This window comes from Stenotrophomonas sp. 80084_Sma, from assembly GCF_056481995.1.
In genome coordinates, this window is sequence record NZ_CM151177.1 from 457,440 (window position 1) to 476,790 (window position 19,351).

General features: G+C 67.9%; 15 protein-coding genes. 11 read left to right on the top strand and 4 right to left on the bottom strand.

What is annotated here, in order from left to right; all coding sequences use genetic code 11:
* Positions 1-6: 6 nt before the first annotated feature.
* The 5 genes from ACZK3W_RS02095 to ACZK3W_RS02115 all read left to right on the top strand — a co-directional run bounded on the left by ACZK3W_RS02095 (position 7) and on the right by ACZK3W_RS02115 (position 6,364).
* Complete coding sequence (locus ACZK3W_RS02095) at positions 7-1,659, top strand: CsgG/HfaB family protein (RefSeq protein ID WP_478450376.1); 1,653 nt, start codon at positions 7-9, stop codon at positions 1,657-1,659.
* Positions 1,660-2,120: 461 nt separating this feature from the next.
* A complete protein-coding gene (locus ACZK3W_RS02100) occupies positions 2,121-3,770 on the top strand; it encodes a M28 family metallopeptidase (RefSeq protein ID WP_346487126.1) in 1,650 nt (549 codons plus the stop codon).
* Between the two features lie 211 nt (positions 3,771-3,981).
* Positions 3,982-5,241, top strand: a complete 1,260-nt coding sequence (locus tag ACZK3W_RS02105; protein WP_049398329.1) for a sensor histidine kinase — start codon at positions 3,982-3,984, stop codon at positions 5,239-5,241.
* Positions 5,231-6,001: a LytR/AlgR family response regulator transcription factor gene (locus tag ACZK3W_RS02110; RefSeq protein ID WP_032128763.1), complete on the top strand. Its 771-nt coding sequence runs from the start codon at positions 5,231-5,233 to the stop codon at positions 5,999-6,001. Before ACZK3W_RS02105 ends, ACZK3W_RS02110 begins: the two co-directional genes overlap by 11 nt.
* A gap of 18 nt (positions 6,002-6,019) precedes the next feature.
* Positions 6,020-6,364, top strand: a complete 345-nt coding sequence (locus ACZK3W_RS02115) for a hypothetical protein (protein WP_253143378.1) — start codon at positions 6,020-6,022, stop codon at positions 6,362-6,364.
* A 39-nt stretch (positions 6,365-6,403) separates the two neighbouring features.
* Here the strand turns inward: ACZK3W_RS02115 and ACZK3W_RS02120 are convergent, their stop codons facing one another.
* Positions 6,404-7,018 (bottom strand): hypothetical protein, encoded by a 615-nt coding sequence (locus ACZK3W_RS02120; protein WP_032128761.1) that lies wholly within the window; start codon positions 7,016-7,018, stop codon positions 6,404-6,406.
* Positions 7,019-7,327: 309 nt separating this feature from the next.
* Between ACZK3W_RS02120 and ACZK3W_RS02125 the strand changes: the two genes are divergently transcribed.
* Positions 7,328-8,257 (top strand): oxygenase MpaB family protein, encoded by a 930-nt coding sequence (locus tag ACZK3W_RS02125; protein WP_478450377.1) that lies wholly within the window; start codon positions 7,328-7,330, stop codon positions 8,255-8,257.
* Between the two features lie 111 nt (positions 8,258-8,368).
* Here ACZK3W_RS02125 and ACZK3W_RS02130 read toward each other — a convergent pair whose 3' ends face one another.
* Positions 8,369-8,956, bottom strand: coding sequence for a TetR/AcrR family transcriptional regulator (locus ACZK3W_RS02130; RefSeq protein ID WP_253143380.1), 588 nt, complete (start codon positions 8,954-8,956; stop codon positions 8,369-8,371).
* A 133-nt stretch (positions 8,957-9,089) separates the two neighbouring features.
* Here ACZK3W_RS02130 and ACZK3W_RS02135 point away from each other — a divergent pair, with 133 nt between their 5' ends.
* Complete coding sequence (locus ACZK3W_RS02135) at positions 9,090-10,304, top strand: MFS transporter (RefSeq protein ID WP_180837551.1); 1,215 nt, start codon at positions 9,090-9,092, stop codon at positions 10,302-10,304.
* Positions 10,301-11,473 carry an MFS transporter gene (locus tag ACZK3W_RS02140; RefSeq protein ID WP_293796145.1) on the top strand — a complete coding sequence of 391 codons (1,173 nt, stop codon included), beginning with the start codon at positions 10,301-10,303 and terminating at the stop codon, positions 11,471-11,473. The genes ACZK3W_RS02135 and ACZK3W_RS02140 overlap by 4 nt, the downstream gene beginning before the upstream one ends.
* Before the next feature lie 169 nt (positions 11,474-11,642).
* Here the strand turns inward: ACZK3W_RS02140 and ACZK3W_RS02145 are convergent, their stop codons facing one another.
* Positions 11,643-13,754, bottom strand: a complete 2,112-nt coding sequence (locus ACZK3W_RS02145) for a M13 family metallopeptidase (RefSeq protein WP_478450378.1) — start codon at positions 13,752-13,754, stop codon at positions 11,643-11,645.
* A 176-nt stretch (positions 13,755-13,930) separates the two neighbouring features.
* Here ACZK3W_RS02145 and ACZK3W_RS02150 point away from each other — a divergent pair, with 176 nt between their 5' ends.
* Positions 13,931-16,993, top strand: coding sequence for a bifunctional diguanylate cyclase/phosphodiesterase (locus tag ACZK3W_RS02150; RefSeq protein WP_478450822.1), 3,063 nt, complete (start codon positions 13,931-13,933; stop codon positions 16,991-16,993).
* Positions 16,994-17,088: 95 nt separating this feature from the next.
* Here ACZK3W_RS02150 and ACZK3W_RS02155 read toward each other — a convergent pair whose 3' ends face one another.
* On the bottom strand, positions 17,089-17,970 hold the full coding sequence (locus ACZK3W_RS02155) for a LysR family transcriptional regulator (protein ID WP_478450379.1): 882 nt from the start codon (positions 17,968-17,970) through the stop codon (positions 17,089-17,091).
* Between the two features lie 96 nt (positions 17,971-18,066).
* On the opposite strand from ACZK3W_RS02155, the gene ACZK3W_RS02160 reads away from it, so the two are divergent.
* Both ACZK3W_RS02160 and ACZK3W_RS02165 read left to right on the top strand, forming a co-directional pair.
* Positions 18,067-18,477, top strand: a complete 411-nt coding sequence (locus ACZK3W_RS02160; RefSeq protein WP_049424804.1) for a DoxX family protein — start codon at positions 18,067-18,069, stop codon at positions 18,475-18,477.
* A 31-nt stretch (positions 18,478-18,508) separates the two neighbouring features.
* Entirely contained in the window at positions 18,509-19,297 is a 789-nt protein-coding gene (locus ACZK3W_RS02165) for a dioxygenase family protein (RefSeq protein WP_478450380.1), read from the top strand.
* Positions 19,298-19,351: the final 54 nt, after the last annotated feature.

Consider the following 19,351-nt stretch of genomic DNA (forward strand, 5'->3'; position numbering starts at 1 on the left):
ATCTCCATGCGTATGACCTACCGTTTGATCGGCCTGGGCCTGGCTGCCACGCTGCTTGCAGCCTGTGGCAAGCAGGACACCCCGGCCGCCGCGCCCGCCAAGGACAAGGCAACCAGTGCACTGGCCAGCAATGCGCCAGTGGAAGCAGCGCCCCTGCGTGGCACGCCGGATTTCGGCGGCACCACCCAGGTCGCGCGCGAAGCCGACGGCATCGGCAGCACCCCGGAACTGGCGGTGCTGGCGGCATTGCAGTCGGCGGTGGCGCAGGTCAACGGCGTACGCGTGGCCAGCCAGATGCAGAGCCTGCGTGCAGGCCTGCATGTGGATGTGGATGACGAACACGTCGGCGATATCCGCGCCGACGCGTTCACCCAGCAGATGATCGCCGGCTCGCAGGGCGCGGTGCTGGGCTATGAAATCCTGTCGCAGGATGAAGTGCGGCAGCTGGACGAGGAAACCATCGCCCGCGTGCGCGCCAGCGACGAAGGCTGGAGCTTCAAGGGCTCGGCGTCGGCCAGTGCCTCCGGCGAAGCCTCGGCCAAGAGCGGTTCGGCCTCGGCCAGCGTCAGGGAAAGCTACGACGAGAAGGTCAACGTCGATGCCAAGCGTGGCGCCAGTTCGTTCGATTCCGACGTGACCCATCGCCGCATGCGCAGCTACTGGAAGGTGCGCGTGCGCGCACAGATTGCCCAGTACCGCGCGCCGGACGAGCAGGGCAAGCCGAAGATCGTGGTTGCACTGCCGCGCACCAAGGCCGGAAGCTATGCCGTGGGCGACGGCCGCGTGGACGCGGACGAAGTGGCCGACGCGATCCGCGCGCGCCTGTCCGACACGCTGACCCAGACCCAGCGCTTCATCGTGCTGGACCGCGAGTTCGGCGACGAACTGCAGGCCGAGATCGACCACATCAACAGTGGCAACGTGCGCCTGCAGGACACCGCACGCGTGGGCCAGCAGCTGGCTACCGACCTGATCCTGATCCCGACCATCGAACGCTTCGAGTACCCGCGCAGCGTGCGCAACCTGCGCATGTCCGACCGCCAGGTGACCTCGTACTCCGGTGGCGGCCGCATCACCCTGCGCCTGATCAACGCCACCACCGGCCAGGTGGTGATGTCCGACAGCTTCGACCACCAGCTGGCCTCGACTGGCCCGAGCACCCTGCCGCGCGTGGTCAATGGCCGCAACATGGCCGCGGCGATGATGGAATCGCTGTCCGGCCAGATCGGCACCACCATCGTCACCACGCTGTTCCCGGTGTCGGTGGTTTCGGTGGACGGAGACCAGGTGGTGCTGAGCCAGGGCGGTGACACCGTGCAGGCCGGCCAGCGCTGGCAGGCCGTGCGCCTGGGCGAAGAACTGAAGGACCCGCAGACCGGTCGCTCGCTGGGCCGCAGCGAACACCCGTGCTGCACCATCCGCATCGACCGCGTGGCCGCACAGACCTCGTACGGCACCATCGAAGACGGTGTCGACGCCATGCGCGGCGGCTTCCGTCCGGGCCAGATTGAGTTGCGCCAGAAGCTGGGAAGCAAGCCGGCTGCTGCCGCTGCCGCTGCCGGCGCAACGGCCTCGGCTGCACCGGCTGCCGCCGCGCGCCCGGCGGCCAAGCCGAAGCCCAAGCCCGCTGCCGCCCCGGCCGAAGACCCGAACTGGTAACACGCCAAGGCAGCACACAGAAGGGGTCAGAGCCCTTTCCCACCGGGAAAGGGAACTGACCCCTTCTTGTTTCCGTCCGTGTCGACCAAGGTCGACACCTACCAACAGCGGTGTGTCGACCAAGGTCGGCACTCACCAACAGCGGTGTGTCGACCAAGGTCGACACCTACCAACAGCGGCGTGTCGACCAAGGTCGACACCCACCAACAGCAGCGGGAACCTGTCGAAGGCGGGGTGGGTCCGGTTGCGGGGGCGTGAGCCGCATGGATGCGGCGACCGAGCTTACATGGACGTACTTGCAGCGTCCCCCGCAACCGGACCTACCCCGCCTACCCTGAGGAAGCCAGCTCCCGCTGTTGCTTCGGCTGTTGCTGTTGCTGTTGCCCTGGCTTCGGCAGGTGCAGGGCGCAGCCCTGCCGAACCCCTTACACTCCAGAAGGATTTCCCTGCTGGAGAGAGCAATGAAACGAGTAGTACTGGGCGTGCTGGCCCTGTCGGTGTCGAGCGCACTGATGGCGGCCACCCCGAAATTCGATGGCGCGCGGATCTCCGCCGACGTCAAGGAACTGGCCTCCGACGCCTACGAAGGCCGCTCCCCGGCCACCGCCGGCGAAGAGAAGACCATCGCCTTCCTCAGCAAGCAGTTCGCCGACGCCGGCCTGCAGCCGGGCGGTGACCTCAAGGACGGCAAGCGCCTGTGGACCCAGGCGGTGCCGCTGCGCAAGGGCGACATCGTCGGCGCACCGCAGCTGGCGCTGCACCAGGGCGGCAAGACCGTTGCGCTGGAACAGGGCAAGCAGATCGCCGTGCGCGCTGCCATGAACGGCGCCAGCAACGTCGACATCAGCAAGGCCCCGCTGGTGTTCCTCGGCTACGGCGTGAAGGCCCCGGAGCGCAACTGGGATGACTTCAAGGGCGTGGACCTGAAGGGCAAGATCGCCGTCGTGCTGATCAATGACCCGGACTTCGAGACCGGCCAGGGTGATTTCGACGGCAAGGGCATGACCTACTACGGCCGTTGGACCTACAAGTACGAAGAAGGCGCCCGCCAGGGCGCGCTGGGCGTGCTGATCGTGCACGAGACCGCACCGGCGTCGTACGGCTGGGCCACCGTGGCCGGTTCCAACACCAACACCATGTTCGATGTGGTGCGCGACAACCCGGCCGACAGCCACCCGCTGCTGGAAGGCTGGATCCAGCGCGACCTGGCCGTGGAGCTGTTCCGCTCGGCCGGGCAGGACTTCGAGGCGCTGAAGAAGAAGGCGCAGCAGCGCGACTTCACCCCGGTGCCGCTGACCGGCGCCAGCCTGGACGCGAAGTACGCGGTGAAGACCGAAGTGATCACCTCGCACAACGTGGCCGCACGCCTGGAAGGCAGCAGCCACCCGGACGAGACCCTCGTCTACAGCGCGCACTGGGATCACATCGGCGTGGGCGAGCCCGACGCACGTGGCGACCGGATCTTCAATGGCGCTCTGGACAACGCCAGTGGCACCGCATCGCTGATCGAACTGGCCCGTGGCTTCGCCAAGGCCAAGCGCCCGCAGCGTTCGCTGCTGTTCCTGGCGGTCACCGCCGAGGAAAAGGGCCTGCTGGGTTCGGAGTACTACGCCACCCATCCGCTGTATCCACTGGAAAAGACCGTGGCGGTGATCAACATGGATGGCATGGCGCCGTTCGGGCCGTCGCGTGATTTCGGCATCTACGGTGCCGCGCGCTTCGAGCTGCTGGACCAGCTGAAGGACGTGGCCAAGGGCTGGGATATCCGCTACACGCCGGACCCGAAGCCGGAAGCGGGCCTGTTCTTCCGCTCCGATCACTTCCCGTTCGCCAAGCGTGGCGTGCCGGCGCTGTCCTGGTCGGCCGGCCAGGACTGGGTGGACGGTGGCGTGGCCGCAGGCAAGAAGGCCTCTGAGGACTACACCGCCAAGCGCTACCACCAGCAGGGCGACGAGTGGCAGCCGGACTGGGTGTTCGCCGGTGCCGCCCGCGACCTGGAAGTGCTGTACACGCTGGGCAACCAGCTGGCCAACTCGCGCAGCTGGCCGAACTGGAGCAAGGACGAATCGTTCCGCGCCGTGCGTGACGCCAGCGCCGACCAGCGCAAATAAGGCAACGCGCCGGGCTTGCCCGGCGCCTCCGCGTAGTGCCGGCCGCTGGCCGGCAACCCTGTGATGCATGCGGAGATAATGGTGGGCCGGCCAGCGGCCGGCTCTACCAGAATGGCTTCCATCCCCGCTTTCCGGCCCTTCGTCGCAACCCGCTTGTTTGCCCGGCGGGCCGCCCTATGCTCGGCTCACCCCCTTCCTCCAAGGCGCCGCCGTGTTCGCCAGCCTCTCTCTCCTGCTTCGTCACCTGCTGGCCTGGGCTGCGGCGCTGTTCGTCGCCGGCATGGTCTGGAGCGGCATTTTCAGCGGCATGAATGACGGCCCTGGCTGGGTGTTCGGGCTGCTGGTGATGTTCCTGATGATTTCCGCGCTGGGCAGCGCGATTACCCATGTACGCCGCGTCTGGCTGGTCGCCGGCCGGCTGGATTCGACCACGCTCTCCGGCCGCCAGCGCCGCCAGGTGGAACTGCCGATGGATGCCGGCCAGGCATTCTCGGTGGTGGAAGCGGCCATCGCTGAACTGCCGCGCGTTGAAGACGTGGAAAGTTCGGCCGGCAGCCTGCAGGTGCGGGCCTACGTGCGCCGCGTGGATGCCTGGAACGGCCGCCAGCCATCGCGCTGGAACCTGCCGGCACGGCTGGCGATCAAGCGCAACAGCGTGCTGGCGACGGTCACGCCGGGGCAGGGCACCAGTACCGTCACCCTGTTGTTTGAGCCGGATGCCGGCTGGTGGGCCGACCTGCTGGCACTGGATGAGGGCAGCAACTTCGAGAACGCCGAAGCGGTCACCCGCGCGATCAGCCGCCGTGTTGCCGACCAGCGTCGCGACGAGCAGGCCGCGGCCGAGCAGACCCAGGTGGAAAAGGAGCTGTCGGTGGCCCGGTTGAACCTGCTGCACGCGCAGGTGGAACCGCACTTCCTCTACAACACGCTGGCCAACGCGCAGGTGCTGACCCGCACCGACCCGGCACGTGCTGACCAGATGCTGGGCCACCTGATCCAGTACCTGCGCAGCTCGTTGCCACAGGTGGACGAATCGCTGTCCACGCTGGGCGTGGAGCTGGAGCGTACCCGTGCCTACCTGGAGATCCTGCGTATCCGCATGGGCGCACGGCTGGGGGTGGAGGTGCAGGTACCGAACGAACTGCACGGCGTGCAGCTGCCGGCGATGGCGCTGCAGACGCTGGTGGAGAACGCGATCAAGCATGGCCTGGAACCGAAGCCCGGCGGTGGCACGATCTGGATCCTGGCGCGTGGCTTCGATGACCATGTAACGGTGACGGTGGCCGACGATGGCCTCGGCTTCGGCCAGGGCACCAGCGGTACCGGCATCGGCCTGAAGAACCTGCGCGAGCGCCTGCGCCTGACCTGCGGCGAACAGGCCGGCGTGGCGATCGTCGCCAACTTCCCCAGCGGCGTGGCCGCGACCATGACCCTGCCGCAGTCGAGCAAGGAGCGCAGCCATGCCGCTTGAGGCGCTCATTGCCGAAGACGAGGAACTGCTGCGGCAGTCGCTGGTCGAGCAGCTGGGCCGGTTGTGGCCGGACCTGAAGCTGGTGGCCGAGTGCGAGGATGGCGCCAGTGCGCTGGAACAGCTGGCCGAGAAACAGCCGGACATCGCCTTCCTCGATATCCGCATGCCCGGCATCAGTGGCATTGAAGTGGCCCGTTCGCTGTCCGAACTGAGCCCGCGCACCCAGGTGGTGTTCGTTACCGCCTACGACCAGTACGCCATCGACGCGTTCGAGCAGGGTGCGATGGACTACCTGCTGAAGCCGGTCAGCGATGAGCGCCTGCTGGCCACGCGCGAACGCATCCTGTCGCGGCTGCCATCAACGCGCCAGGACGATGCCGTACTCGAACGCCTGCTTCAGCGCCTGGGGCCGTCGCAGAGGGCGGCAGAGCGCCCGCCCTTGGCCTGGATCACCGCCAGCAACGGCCGCGAGACGCAGCTGATCATGCTGGAAGACGTGGCCTATTTCCGTGCTGACAACAAGTACACCACCGTGATGACCGCGGCCGGTGAGAGCCTGCTGCGCACACCGTTGCGCGAGCTGCTGGAAGTGCTCGATCCGCAGCACTTCCGCCAGATCCATCGCTCGACCATCGTCAACATGAAGGCGGTGGCAGCGGTCAGCCGCGACGATACCGGGCGCGGGGTGCTGCGCCTGCGTGGGCGTACGGAGACGCTGGTGGTCAGCCAACCGTTCATGAGCCTGTTCCGCGGCATGTAGCCGCACCCTGGAGGCACCATGCGCCTGTTCCTGTTTGCCTGCGTTGCTGCGCTGTCGTTGGCCGGCTGCGAGAAGTCCAGCGAAACCTCGATCACCCGTACCAATGCCAACGGCGTGGACACGCTGTACAGCAAACGCACCGTGGTCGATGGCGAGGCGCGGTTCCAGTGCATCGCCAGCAGCAGTGGCCACTGCCACTACGTGGTGCTGGACCCTGCATGCAGCAGCGGGGCCGCGTGTGCCACGCCGCCGTTGCGTCGGTTCGCGGTGGCGGTGGGAAAGACCGAGGCGATGCGTCACCTGCCCAGGGGCTTCCACCAATGCGTCAGCCAGGACCCGATAGAACAATGCCACCGTGAGTGATCACGGTGGCATTGTGGGCCCCCCCGCTTCCCTGAAGGATCAGTAGGCAGGTTGCAGTGTCAGGTCGTGGTGGTGCTCGTTCTCACCCACATGGTTCAGGCGGCCGACCAGTTCTGAGTGCTGCTTCATGCGCCCGATCTCGGTCATGATGCGGATGTCCTCATGGCGCAGCTCGCGCTTGGCAGTGACGGCCTGCTTGTAGTCCAGCACTTCCGGGTAGTGCTCGGCCAGGTCCAGTGCCTCGGCCACGTTCTCGACGCTGTCGGCCTTGGAGCTGATGCGGGCGCGGCTGTTGAAGGCCTTCATCCAACGCTCGAAACCGGCGGTGCGGTCGAACATGTTGGCCATGAACCAGATCACGAACAGGATCGAGATCCATGAGCCGAACACCACGACCACGCGGGTGAAGGTGATGTGGTAATCGTCGCGCCACAGGTAGTTGGTGATCAGCCCGAGGATCAGCAGCGAGGCCGCCTGCCAGCCGACGATCGAGGCGATCAGCCATTGGCACTTGGCCTGGGCCAGCACAGCCACTTCATCGCGGATCTGCTGCTCGCTGAGGCTGCGCCAGTGCGCGACCTGTTTTTCGAACGGGCTGCTGTAGAGCTCGTTGTCGCGAAGCAGTAGTCCCAAACCCTTGAACAAAGCAATCATGGCTGGCTCCTTGTGGAACGTGCGTCGATCAGCGTTGGACGGTGTGGCGGGTTCAGTTCTAGCACTTCCAGCGAGCCGTGCAATGGGCGCAATGCCTAGCGGCGTAAGGGTTTTGTCTGAATGGGTGAATGTTGCTGCATCGCAACATCATGGTCGCAGCCTGCGACAGGATGTCGCAGGGTGAAACGTGCTGCGGCTGCACATGAAACCGTGGCTGAGCGCGGAGGCTCGCCGTCGGCGTCGTGATCGCCCAGAATCGGGGCCGACCGCGCAACCTGCGGCCGCTCTTCCGCCTTTCCTGGACCTGTGATGCCGGCTCTGCTGCAGCGACTTTCCCGCCCCGTGACCGCGCCTATCCGGCGCTGGGTACTGGAGGCCTTCCCGCGTGGCCAGAGCGGCATCGATTACGACCACCCGCTGGGAGACCCGGGCTGGTTCGGCCCCGACAGCGTCACCTGGCGCCTGCATGCGGAATTCCCCTCGATGCTGGCCGGTGGCCTGTGTGCGCTGATGCTGCAGACCCTGCACCCGCGCGCGCTGGCCGGCGTCTACGACCACTCCAATTTCCGCCAGGACCTGGTGGGACGCCTGCGCCGCACCACCGCCTTCGTTGCCGGCACCAGCTATGCGCCCCGCGGCGAGGTGGAGGCGCTTGTGGCCAAGGTACGCCGCATCCATGCGCAGATCCGCGGCCAGACCGCGCAGGGGGAGCCCTATGCGGCGGACGATCCGCAGCTGCTGACCTGGGTGCACGTGACCGAAGCCTTCGGTTTCCTGCAGGGCTTCCGTCGTTACGGGCGCGAGGTGCCGGCGCACATCGCCGATCGCTATTACGACGAGTACCGCCGCGTGGCCGAAGCGCTGGGTGCGGTGGATGTGCCGCGCAGCGAAGCGGAAGTGGCGGCGTACTTCTGTGCGCGGCAGCCGGAGCTGCGCGTCGACGAACGCTCGCGCGAAGTGCTGGAGGTGTTGTCCGGCGTGCGCCTGCCGGTACCGGTGCCGGGTCTGTCGCGCGAAGTGTTCCTCGGCGCCGGTGCGGCGCTGCTGCCGGATTGGGCCGAGGGCATGCTGGAACGCAATGCGCGCCAGCGCGCACAAGCTGCAGCGTCGGCGAAGCTGATGCAGGGCATGGCGCCGCTGTTCCGCCGCGCGCTGCCCGATGGCCTCGCCAGCCGCGCCTGCACGCGCGTGGGCGTGCCGGTGGATGTACTGCGCGAGTGGCCCGCGGTTGCCTGGTAGGTGCCAACCTTGGTTGGCACGCATTTCGCGCGGTGCCGCAGAAGCGCCAACCAAGGTTGGCCTCTACCAGAGCGGATTCCGCAGTAAGTCCACGCCATGCGTGGATGGGAGTTACCCGGTCGACTTCAACCCACGCAACAGCATCTCCAGCGCCGCCGTCGCCTGCTGCAGGCGCGCGTCGCCATCCTCGCCCTCGGCGATCCAGAACGCGGCCTCGGCCAGGCTGCCGTAGATCAGCGACGCCATCGCCTGCGCATCCACCGGCGCCACCGCACCCTCGGCAATCAGCTGCTCGATCAGGCGCTGCATCGAGTTCACGCAGTGCCGCTGCGATTCCGGTGAGGCGCCACCGAGTACCGCGCGCGCATCGCGCAGCACGATGCGCTGGATCTCCGGCTCCAGTGCCATCTCCAGATAGGCGCGGCAACGCTGCACGAAGCCGTCCCAGGCATCATCCGCGCCATCGCTGATCGCCTGCAGGCGCAGGTCGGTCTCGGCATCGAGCTGGGCGACGACAGCCGCCAGCAGACCCTTCTTGTCGCCGAAGTGGTGGTACAGCGCGCCGCGGGTCAGCCCGGCCTGGGCGGTCAGGTCGTCCATCGAGGTGGCGGCATAGCCATGCGCGCTGAACACCCGGCGGGCGGTGGTCAGCAGGGTGGCGCGGGTTTCTTCCATCTCGGCGCGGGTGCGACGAACCATCCGGAGCTCCTTACATACACAGTGCATGATTATTTACATACGGCACGTATGAATGTAGCCTCTTATTCATACGCTCTGTATGTATTGTCGTGGCGCTCGGTGCGCCAGGCAAGTCGCTGCCCTGGAGATCCTGATGGCCACCCCCTATCGCGACCTGTTCGCTGCCCCCGGCACCGCCGGCCTCGCCCTGGCCGGGCTGCTGGCACGCCTTCCTCTACCGATGACCGGTATCGGCATCATCACCCTGCTGTCCCAGCTGCGCGGCAGCTATGCACTGGCCGGTGCGGTGTCGGCCACCTTCGTGCTGACCTACGCGTTGCTGTCGCCGCAGGTATCGCGCTGGGTCGACCGGCGCGGGCAGGGCAGGGTGCTGCCGTGGGCCACCGCGGCCAGTGCGGCGGGGTTGCTGTTGCTGCTTGCGTGCACGCTGCTGGCCGCGCCGGACTGGACGCTGTTCATTGCGGCGATGCTGGCCGGTTGCATGCCCAGCGTGTCGGCGATGGTGCGCGCGCGCTGGACCGCGATCCATCACGGGCGCCCGCAGCTGCAGACCGCGTATTCGCTGGAGACCGTGTTCGACGAGGTGACCTTCATCGCCGGGCCACCGTTGTCCGTCGGGTTGTCGGTGGCGGTATGGCCGCAGGCCGGCGTGCTGGCCGCCGCCCTGCTGCTGGTGCTCGGGGTGACCGCACTGGTTCTGCAACGCGGTACCGAACCACCGCTGCAGCGCTGCGAAGGCGCAACACCCTCGCGCTCGCTGCTGCGGCAAGCGGAGATCCGCCTGCTGGCGTTGCTGATGCTGGCGATGGGTGTGATTGTCGGTACCGTCGACATCACCAGCGTGGCCTTCGCCGAACAGCGCGGGCAGCCACTGGCTGCCAGTTGGGTGCTGTCGGCCTATGCGCTGGGCAGCTGCGCGGCGGGCCTGCTGTTTGGTGCGCAGAAGCTGCAGATCCCGTTGCCGCGCCTGTTGCTGACCGGAGCAGCGGCCACTGCATTGGCCACGCTACCGCTGCTGTGGGTCGGCAGCCTGCCTGCCCTGGCCGTTGCCGTGCTGCTGGCCGGGGTGTTCTTCGCGCCGACGATGATCGTTGCGATGTCGCTGGTCGAACAGTACGTGCCCGAATCGCGCCTGACCGAAGGCATGACCTGGTTGCTGGCCGGATTGAACATCGGCGTGGCGCTGGGCGCGGCACTGTCCGGGCAGGGTGTCGATGCGGGGGGCGTGCGCAGCGGTTTTGCTGTTGCGCTGGTGGCAGGCGGTGGTGTGCTGCTGTTCGCCGTGCTCGCGCAACGTGCACTGCGCCCGTCTGCCTCGACCACATCCCCTGAAGGAATCGTCCCGTGAGCGCTTCATCGCCTGCGCACGCCGCGACTGTGCCTCGTCATCCGTGGTGGTCGGTTTCCGCCGTCGGCCTCGCCACGTTCTCGGTGGTCACCACCGAAATGCTGCCGGTCGGCCTGCTGACCCCGATCGCCGAAGATCTCGGCGCGTCCACCGGCACCGCCGGCCTGATGATCTCGCTGCCGGCCCTGCTGGCGGCAGTGTTCGCACCGCTGGTGGTGATCGCAGCCGGTGGCATTGATCGCCGTCGCATCCTGTGCGCGCTGCTTGCGCTCCTGCTGGTCGCCAACCTCGCGTCGGCGCTGGCACCGGGCATCGGCTGGCTGTTGGCCGCACGGGTGCTGGTGGGGTTCTGCATGGGCGGCATCTGGGCCATCGCCGGCGGTCTGGCTGCGCGCCTGGTGCCGGCTGACCGCATCGGCCTGGCTACCTCGATCATCTTCGGCGGCGTGGCCGCAGCGTCGGTGCTGGGCGTTCCGTTGGGCGCGCTGATCGGGGATGCATTGGGTTGGCGCAGCGCCTTTGCAGCGATGGCGTTGTTCAGTGCGGCGGTGATGCTGCTGCATCTGCGGGTGGTTCCTGCGTTACCTGTAAGTACATCGGTGCGGCTGCGGCAGTTCGTGCAGCAGCTTGGCCAGCGCGACCTGCGGCGTGGCCTGTGGCTGACCGTGCTGCTGGTGTCCGGGCACTTCATCGCCTTCACCTACGTGCGGCCGCTGCTGACGTCCGTCTCGGGCGTGGAGGCGTCGTGGATCGGTGCACTGTTGTTTGCCTACGGCCTGGCCGGCATCGCCGGCAACTTCATTGCCGGGCCGCTGGCAGCGCGCCATCCGCGCGGTACGTTGCTGGCGATCGCATCGGGCCTGCTGCTGACGCCGCTGCTGTTGCTGTGGCTGGGGGGCACGCCGAGCGGTGGCATTGCGGTGCTGCTGCTATGGGGCCTGGCCTATGGCGGCGTATCGGTGGGCCTGATGAGCTGGATGATGAAAGCGGTGCCGCAGGCCGTGGAGATCGCCACCGCCCTGTATGTAGGCGTGTTCAATATCGGCATCGCGCTTGGCGCGTGGGGCGGTGGACGGCTGCTGGATGGTGTCGGGCCATACGCCACGCTTTGGGCTGCTGCGGTGTTGGCTGCGAGCGCTCTCCTGATGGTTGCCACCACCCGCCGGTAGATCCACTCCATGCGTGGATTCCTACCCCGTGCCGACCAAGGTCGGCACCCATCAGAGCGGGGTATTTGCCAACCAAGGTTGGCAGCTACCAGGGCGGGGCATGTGCCAACCAAGGTTGGCAGCTACCGGGAAATGAAACGGGCGCCTTTCGGCGCCCGTTCCGGTTACATCACCACACCTTGACCCGCTTGTCCGGGGCCAGGTACAGCTTCTGGCCTTCCTTCACTTCGAACGCCGGGTACCAGGCGTCGATGTTGCGCACGGTGAGTGCGCGGAACTGGCCCGGTGCATGCACATCGGTCAGCAGCGAGTTGCGCAGCGCCTGCTCGCGGCTCTTGCTGCGCCACGCCTGGGCGAAGCCGAGGAAGAAGCGCTGGTCGGGGGTGAAGCCTTCCAGGGTCTGGCCCGGCTTGCCCTGCAGCGACAGCTGGTAGGCATCGTAGGCGGTACCCAGGCCAGCCACGTCGGCGATGTTCTCGCCCAGGGTCAGCTTGCCGTTCACATGCACGCCCGGGAACGGCTCGTAGCTGCTGAACTGTGCGGCCAGCGCATCACCAGCGGCGTTGAACTGCTTCAGGTCTTCAGCGGTCCACCAGTTGTGCAGCTTGCCGGTCTCGTCGAACAGCGCACCGGCGTTGTCGAAGCCGTGGCTGATCTCGTGGCCGATCACTGCGCCGATGGCGCCGTAGTTCACCGCGTCGTCGGCAGCACCGTCGAAGAACGGCGGCTGCAGGATCGCGGCCGGGAACACCAGGCGGTTCTCCAGCGGCACGTTCATCGCGTTGATGGTCTGCGGCAGCATCGCCCACTCGCTGTGGTCGACCGCCTTGCCCAGCTTGGCGATGTTGCGCTGGTACTCGAACAGTTCGGCGCGCTGCGCATTGCCCAGCGCGTCATCACGGCGGATCTCCAGGCCGGTGTAATCACGCCACTTTTCCGGGTAACCCATGCCCACGGTCAGGCCGGCCACCTTGGCCTTGGCGCTGGCCTTGGTCTGCGGCGACATCCACGCGAGCGCGTCGATGCGCTTGGCGAAGGCGGCGATGATGTTCTTCGCCATCTCGTCCGCGCGTTCCTTGGTCTTGGCGTCGAAGTGCTTCTCGACGTAACGCTTGCCGATCGCTTCGCCGATGGCATGGTTGGCGTCGTCCACTGCACGCTTCCAGCGGTCGCTCTGCTGCGGCGTGCCGCTCAGCGTGGTGCCGTGGAAGGCGAAGCGGGCATCGGCGAATTTCTTCGGCAGGTAGGCAGCGGCGCGGTCCAGCGCGTGGAAGGCCAGGTAATCCTTCCAGGCGTCCAGCGGCTCGGTGGCGACCAGCTTGGACAGGCCGGCCACGGCCTTGGGTTGCCAGACGATGAAGTCCTGCTGCTTGCCCAGCGCAGCCGCGTCGAGGAAGGCGTTCCAGTCCATGCCCGGCGCCTTGGCATTGAAGTCGGCCTGGGTCCAGGGATTGGCACCCTTGGTCACATCATTGGTTTCTTCCTGGGTGGCGTGCGCCTGCGCGATCTTCGTCTCCAGCGCGAGGATGCGCTGCGCCTTGCCCGCCGGATCGGCGACACCGGCCAGCTGCAGCATCTGTGCGATGTAGGCCTGGTACTGCTTGCGCAGCTCGGCCATGCGGCCGGCGCCGAGGTAGAAGTCACGGTCGGGCATGCCCAGGCCGCCCTGCACCAGGTAGGGCGCGTTGCGGTCCGGCTGCAGCAGGTCCACCGACACCCACAGGCCGAACAGGCGGTCGGTGTAGAAGTTGGTCGCATTGAGCAGGTCGACGTCGGCGCGCATCTCGCCGCCCAGGGCTCGGGCCAACCCGGCCTTGTCGGCGATGGTCTCGATCGCCTTCAGCTGCGGCTGCACCGGCGCGATGCCGTGCTGCTCGATGCCGGCTTCGTCCATGTAGGCGGCGTAGTAGTCGCCGATCAGCTTGTCGTCACCGCTGGCCTGGGTGTTGCCGGCGGCGCCTTCGAGGATCGCGCGGGTGTCGGCCAGGGTCTTCTCGGCGATGACGTTGAAGCTGCCGAAACGCGAACGATCGGCCGGGATCTCGGTGTTCTTGACCCAGGTGCCGTTGGCGAAACCAAAGAAATCATCGCCGGCGGCAATGCTGCGGTCCATGCCGCTGGCATCGAAGCCGAAGCTGCCCAGCATCGGCTTGGCCGCAGCGGGCGCGGCGTCGGCCGGCGTGGCGGTGCCGGCCGACGGTTCGGCCGGACGGTCGCAGGCGGCCAGGGACAGGCTGGCAACGATGGCCAGTGCCAGGGTGGGACGGCGCAGCTTGGACATGGACTTCTCTTGCAGCGGAAAACACCAAGTCTAATCCGCCCCGGCCCGTCTGGCGGCCCCGCGGCGTGGCCTGCCCTGTGCAGGATCTGGCTGAACGCGCGGAACCGATCTTCACGCCGTCTCCGGTGTGGTGCATGCTGGTCCCGGGAGCCCTGCGCGGACACGGGGAGGTGGCCATGCGGGGGCGGGTCAGGCGTCAAGAATGGCGTCCGCCGGCCGTTGAGGTCGGGGATGTGGAGGATTCGTTCGCGCATGAAGCCAGCCGACTGCACAAGGAAGACCAACCGATGCCCGCGCTGAAACGGGCGTTGGCCCGGCCGCTGCGCGCCATTACCTGGGGCGGGGTGCTGCTGGGCGTGTTGCTGGTGGCCGGCCTGACCACCATGCTGATCAACGACCACCAGCGCCGGCTGGAGGCCGCGCAGCGGCAGAGCCGCGCGCTGGCGGTGGGCAGCGAGCGCCTGCTGGCACTGGAACTGCGCAACCTGGAGCGGGCGATGTCCGGCATCGCCGCCGACGCCGCAGAACTGTTCCGCAGCGTGCCCGCACAGGCCCCGGCGCTGCTGGATGCTTCGATCGATGGCGTGCTGCGCCGCCATGCCGAGCTGCACAGCATCGTCGTGCTCGATCGCCATGGTCGCTCGATCACCGCCGGCAGGGGCGATCTGAACCTGCCGCTGTGGACCGATCCGCAACGCCGTGGCCAGGGCAGCGCGCTGTACATCGGCCCGCCGCAGCGTGCCAGCGACGACGGCTGGGTGGTGCCGCTGGCGCTGCCGATGGCCGGCGACCGCTGGCTGCTGGCACGGCTGCGCTGCGGTGAGCTGCAGCGCATCATCGGTGGCCTCGATGTCGGTCCGAACGGACTGGTCTCGATCAGCGATGCCGAAGGTTACATGCTGGCCCGCGTGCCGGACCCGCATGGTACGGTCGGCCGTCGCTACGACCTGCCGCGCCGCGATCTGCTCGGCAAGCAGGCGGTGGTCGAGCTGGGCAGCCTGCCGGGCGCGGTGGATGGCGTGCCCCGCATCATCACCATCAGCACGCTGGAGCGCAGCCCGCTGGCGGTGCAGGTCGGGTTGGCCGATGAGGACGTGCTGGCACCCTGGTGGCCCTACCTGCAGGCGTCAGTAGCGATCGTGCTGGCCTACGTCGGGGTGCTGCTGGTCCTGCTGTACGCGGTGCGCCGCAGCACCCGCCGCCAGCAGTCGATGGCGGAGGAACTGAAGACCGGGCATGCCGAACTGCGCCTGGCCCACCAGGTCGGGCGCGTCTGCACCTGGTACGTGGACGAGGATGCCGCACTGTTGCGCTGGTCACCGCTGGCGCGTGAAATCTTCGGCGTGCAGACCGATGCGCTGCCGGTGGCCGATTTCTTCGCGCGCGTGCATCGTGATGATGCGGCGCGCCTGCAGCAGGCCTTCGACCAGGCCTTCGCCGGTGGCGCGGTGCTCGACCAGGTGTTCCGCCTGGTACTGCCCGGAGGCGCAGTGCGCTGGGTGGGTGCACGCGGGCAGCGGGTGGAGGTGGCCGACAGCGAGCGCCGCATGATCGGTGCGCTGACCGACCTGAGCGAACGCTACCAGGCCCGCGAGCAGATGAGCGAAGTGGAACGCCGCTTCCGCCTGTTGTTCGACCGCAATCCAGCACCGTTCTGGGTGTTCGATCCGGATACGCTGCGCTTCATCGAGGTCAACGATGCCGCCGTGCGCCAGTACGGCTACAGCCGCGAGGAATTCCTGGAGATGAGCATCCTCGACATCCGCCCGCGCGAAGGCTGGGACGAGGTGAAGGGTGCGATTGCCAAGGCCCGTGTCGGCGAGCTGCAGGATGCCACCGTGCGCCTGCACCGGCGCAAGGACGGCAGTGTGTTCGAAGTGCGCGCACACCTGTCCAAGCTCGATTTCGATGGCCAGCCCGCCTGCCTGGTGCTGGCCGAGGATGTGAGCGAGCGGCTGGCCTACGAGCGCGACCTGGCCTACCAGGCGCGGCACAACCCGGCCACCGGCCTGCTCAACGTGCGTGCGTTGACCGAACAGCTGGACGAGCAGCAGGAGGGCTACACCATCGCCTTCGTGCAGTTGCGAGGACTGCAGCTGGTGGCCGACACGCTGGGCCGCGAGATCGGCGATGCGGTGCTGCAGTCGATGGCGACCCGGCTCGGTGGCCTGGGCGCGCGCTGCGGCACGCTGGCATTCCAGCCGGCGGAGGACTTCGTGTTCGCCATCGGTGCCGAGCACGATACCCAGCGCGTGCTGGACGACCTGCTGCAGATCGTGTCGGCGCCGATGCGCGGCAAGGATTCGCTGCACCAGTTCGAGCCGCGCATCGGCGTGGCCGTGCACATTGCCGGCGACGGCCACAGCGCCGAGCAGGTGATCGGCATGGCCGCACAGGCCGCGCATGCCGCGCGCGCCGAGGGCAACGTGGTGGTCTGGTTCGACGCGGCGGTGACCACGCGGTTGGCCGACCGCCTGCGCCTGGCCGGACGCATCCACGCCGCCATCGACAACGAGTTCCAGCTGTATTTCCAGCCGATCCGGCACGCCAGCGATGGCAGTCCGGCCGCGCTGGAGGCCCTGCTGCGCTGGCCGCAGGCCGATGGCAGCTTCATCCCGCCCAACGAGTTCATCCAGCTGTGTGAGGACACCGGGCTGATCCTGGCGCTGGGCCGCTGGGTGATCCGTGCGGCGGCGAAGGCGCAGCGCCGGCTGGTCGAGGCCGGTTGGGGCGAGCTGCCGATCGCGGTCAATGTATCGGCGGTGCAGTTCTTCAACAGCGATCTGGTGGCCGAGTTCACCCGCGCGCAGCAGGAGTTCGGCCTGGCCCGCGGCGCGCTGCACGTGGAGCTGACCGAGAGCAGCCTGATGCGCAAGCCGGCGCAGGCGATGCAGACCATGCAACGCCTGCACGAGCAGGGCATCAGCGTGTCGCTGGATGATTTCGGTACCGGCTATTCCAGCATGTCCTACCTGCAGCACCTGCCACTGGACATCCTGAAGATCGACCGCAGCTTCGTCGCCGACGTGGAAACCAATCCGCGCAATGCCTCGATCTGCCGCGCGCTGCTGTCGCTGGGCCATAGCATGGGCCTGACCATCATCGCCGAGGGCGTGGAAACGCCGGGGCAGCTGGACTGGCTGGCTGCGCACGGCTGCGACCAGGTGCAGGGTTACCTGCTTGGGCGGCCGGCGCCGCTGGAACGGATCATCGAGGCGCTGGATGAGGTTGCCGCCTAAGTGGTAGTGCCGGCCGCTGGCCGGCATTCGCCCAGGACCGGGATGTGTCTGATTGCCGGCCAGCGGCCGGCACTACCGGCAAGCGCCAGACTCGGCTACACCCCGGCCTCCACCAGGTGGTCGATGAAACTGCGCACCTTCGGTGCCAGATGGCTGCGGCTGGTATAGACCGCGAAGATGCCGATCGGCGAGGCCTCCCACTCGGGCAGGATGCGCACCAGGCGGCCATCGGCCAGCCCGTCTTCCAGCAGGAAATCGGGCTGCAGGATCACGCCCATGCCGGCGATTGCTGCTTCGCGCAGCACGTCGCCGTTGTTGGCGTGCAGCAGGCTGCTCACCGCCACCTTCACTTCGCCGCCGGGCCCCTGCAGCGGCCAATGGTCGCCGGCGGCCCAGTAGCTGTAGCTCAGGCAGGCGTGTGCCTGCAGCTCCTGCGGCGTCTGTGGCGTACCGCGTGCGGCCAAGTAGGCCGGCGCGGCGCACAGGCTCACCCGTGATTCGCCCAGACGGCGCGCGATCAACGTCGGTCCCGGCTCGCGGGTGATGCGGATGGCCACGTCGTAGCCTTCCTCGACCATGTCCACCAGGCGGTCGGACAGGGCCAGGTCCAGTTCCACCTGCGGGTAGCGTTCGCGGTAGCTGGCCAGCAGCGGGCCGAGGCGGGCGATGCCCCAGCTGACCGGTGCGTTGATGCGCAGCGTGCCGGAGGGCTCCAGCGCCTGCGCGCCGATGCTGGCCTCCAGTGCATCGAACTCGGCCAGCAGGCGCACGCACTGGGCGTAGTAGGCGGCACCGGCACTGGTCGGGCTGACCCGGCGCGTGGTGCGGTGGAGCAGGCGCGTGGACAGGCGCTTTTCCAGCGCGGCGACCTGGCGGGTGACGCCGGCAGTGGACATATCCAGGGCCTGGGCGGCGGCACTGAAGCCGTTGCGCTCGACCACCGCCACGAACACGCGCATCGCCTCGAGGGTGTCCATTGTTGCGCCTTTTGAAATAAATACGGTCAATTCATCGTATTTATTGGTCCACGAAGGCGCAATAACCTGTGCCCACTCCCTTCAAGGTGTTTCCCCATGCACACCACGACCGCTCCTGTTTCGCCGCTGGCCCCGTACGGCGCCACCCTGCTGCGCCTGGCCCTGGGCGTGCTGTTCCTGGTCCATGCGCTGATCAAGCTGCTGGTATTCACCCCGGCCGGCACGGCGGCGTTCTTCGAGTCGCTGGGCCTGCCCGGCGTGCTCGGCTACCTCACCATCGGCGTCGAGCTGGTGATCACCGTCGCGCTCCTGCTGGGCATCTACGCACGCTGGGTGGGCCTTGTCGGTGTGCCGCTGCTGCTGGGCACCATCGTCACCGTGCACGGCGCCAACGGCTTCGGTTTCGCCAATGCCGGCGGCGGCTGGGAATACCCGGCGTTCTGGGCACTGGCGCTGGTAGTGCTGTTCCTGGTCGGCGATGGCAAGTGGACCCTGCGTTCGCGCTGATCGCCGCCTGACCCTGCAACTGGAGAATTCCATGTCCCGCCTGCCTTCGCTGTACATCTCGCATGGTTCGCCGATGACCGCCCTGCATCCGGGCCAGGTTGGCGTGCGCCTGGCCGAGCTGGCGCGCGACCTGCCGACGCCGCGCGCCATCGTGATGGCCTCGGCGCACTGGCTGGGCCGGCAGCCGCGGGTCGGCGCGCATCCGCAGCCACCGACCATCCATGACTTCGGCGGCTTCCCGCGCGCGCTGTTTGAACTGCAGTACCCGGCGCCGGGCGATCCGGCGCTGGCCGAAGAGGTGGCCGGCCGCATCGCCGCCGCTGGCCTGCCGGTGGCACTCGACCCGCAGCGTGGCCTCGACCACGGTGCCTGGGTGCCGCTGCGGCTGCTGCGCCCGCAGGCCGACATCCCGGTGGTGCCGGTGTCGATCCAGCCGATGCTCGGCCCCGAGCACCAGTTCGCGCTCGGCCATGCGCTGGCGCCGCTGCGCGAGCAGGGCGTGCTGCTGGTCGGCTCGGGCAGCATCACCCACAACCTGCACGACTGGGGCGACTACCAGGACGGCAAGGAAGCGCCGTACGTGCGGCCCTTCATCGAGTGGGTGGAGCAGCGCCTGGCCGCCGACGACCGCCAGGCCCTGCTCGATTACCGCCGGCAGGCGCCGTTCGCCGAACGTGCGCACCCGACCGACGAGCACCTGCTGCCGCTGTTCTTCGCGATGGGCGCGGCCGGCGAGGGCGGCTTCGGTGCACGCCGCATCGACGCCGGTATCGATGCCGGCTTCCTCGCCATGGATCTGTACCGCTTCGACGGGGCATGAGCCGGGGCTGACGCGCGGCGGCCCCGGCCGTCGCGGTCATGGCCGCATGTGGTA

Coding starts and splice junctions, on each gene's coding strand:
- ACZK3W_RS02100 (WP_346487126.1), top strand. CDS start 2,121: ATGAAACGAGTAGTACTGGGCGTGCTGGCCCTGTCGGTGTCGAGCGCA.
- ACZK3W_RS02110 (WP_032128763.1), top strand. CDS start 5,231: ATGCCGCTTGAGGCGCTCATTGCCGAAGACGAGGAACTGCTGCGGCAG.
- ACZK3W_RS02120 (WP_032128761.1), bottom strand. CDS start 7,018: ATGATTGCTTTGTTCAAGGGTTTGGGACTACTGCTTCGCGACAACGAG.
- ACZK3W_RS02145 (WP_478450378.1), bottom strand. CDS start 13,754: ATGTCCAAGCTGCGCCGTCCCACCCTGGCACTGGCCATCGTTGCCAGC.
- ACZK3W_RS02115 (WP_253143378.1), top strand. CDS start 6,020: ATGCGCCTGTTCCTGTTTGCCTGCGTTGCTGCGCTGTCGTTGGCCGGC.
- ACZK3W_RS02095 (WP_478450376.1), top strand. CDS start 7: ATGCGTATGACCTACCGTTTGATCGGCCTGGGCCTGGCTGCCACGCTG.
- ACZK3W_RS02160 (WP_049424804.1), top strand. CDS start 18,067: ATGCACACCACGACCGCTCCTGTTTCGCCGCTGGCCCCGTACGGCGCC.
- ACZK3W_RS02155 (WP_478450379.1), bottom strand. CDS start 17,970: ATGGACACCCTCGAGGCGATGCGCGTGTTCGTGGCGGTGGTCGAGCGC.
- ACZK3W_RS02130 (WP_253143380.1), bottom strand. CDS start 8,956: ATGGTTCGTCGCACCCGCGCCGAGATGGAAGAAACCCGCGCCACCCTG.
- ACZK3W_RS02125 (WP_478450377.1), top strand. CDS start 7,328: ATGCCGGCTCTGCTGCAGCGACTTTCCCGCCCCGTGACCGCGCCTATC.
- ACZK3W_RS02150 (WP_478450822.1), top strand. CDS start 13,931: ATGCGGGGGCGGGTCAGGCGTCAAGAATGGCGTCCGCCGGCCGTTGAG.
- ACZK3W_RS02165 (WP_478450380.1), top strand. CDS start 18,509: ATGTCCCGCCTGCCTTCGCTGTACATCTCGCATGGTTCGCCGATGACC.
- ACZK3W_RS02135 (WP_180837551.1), top strand. CDS start 9,090: ATGGCCACCCCCTATCGCGACCTGTTCGCTGCCCCCGGCACCGCCGGC.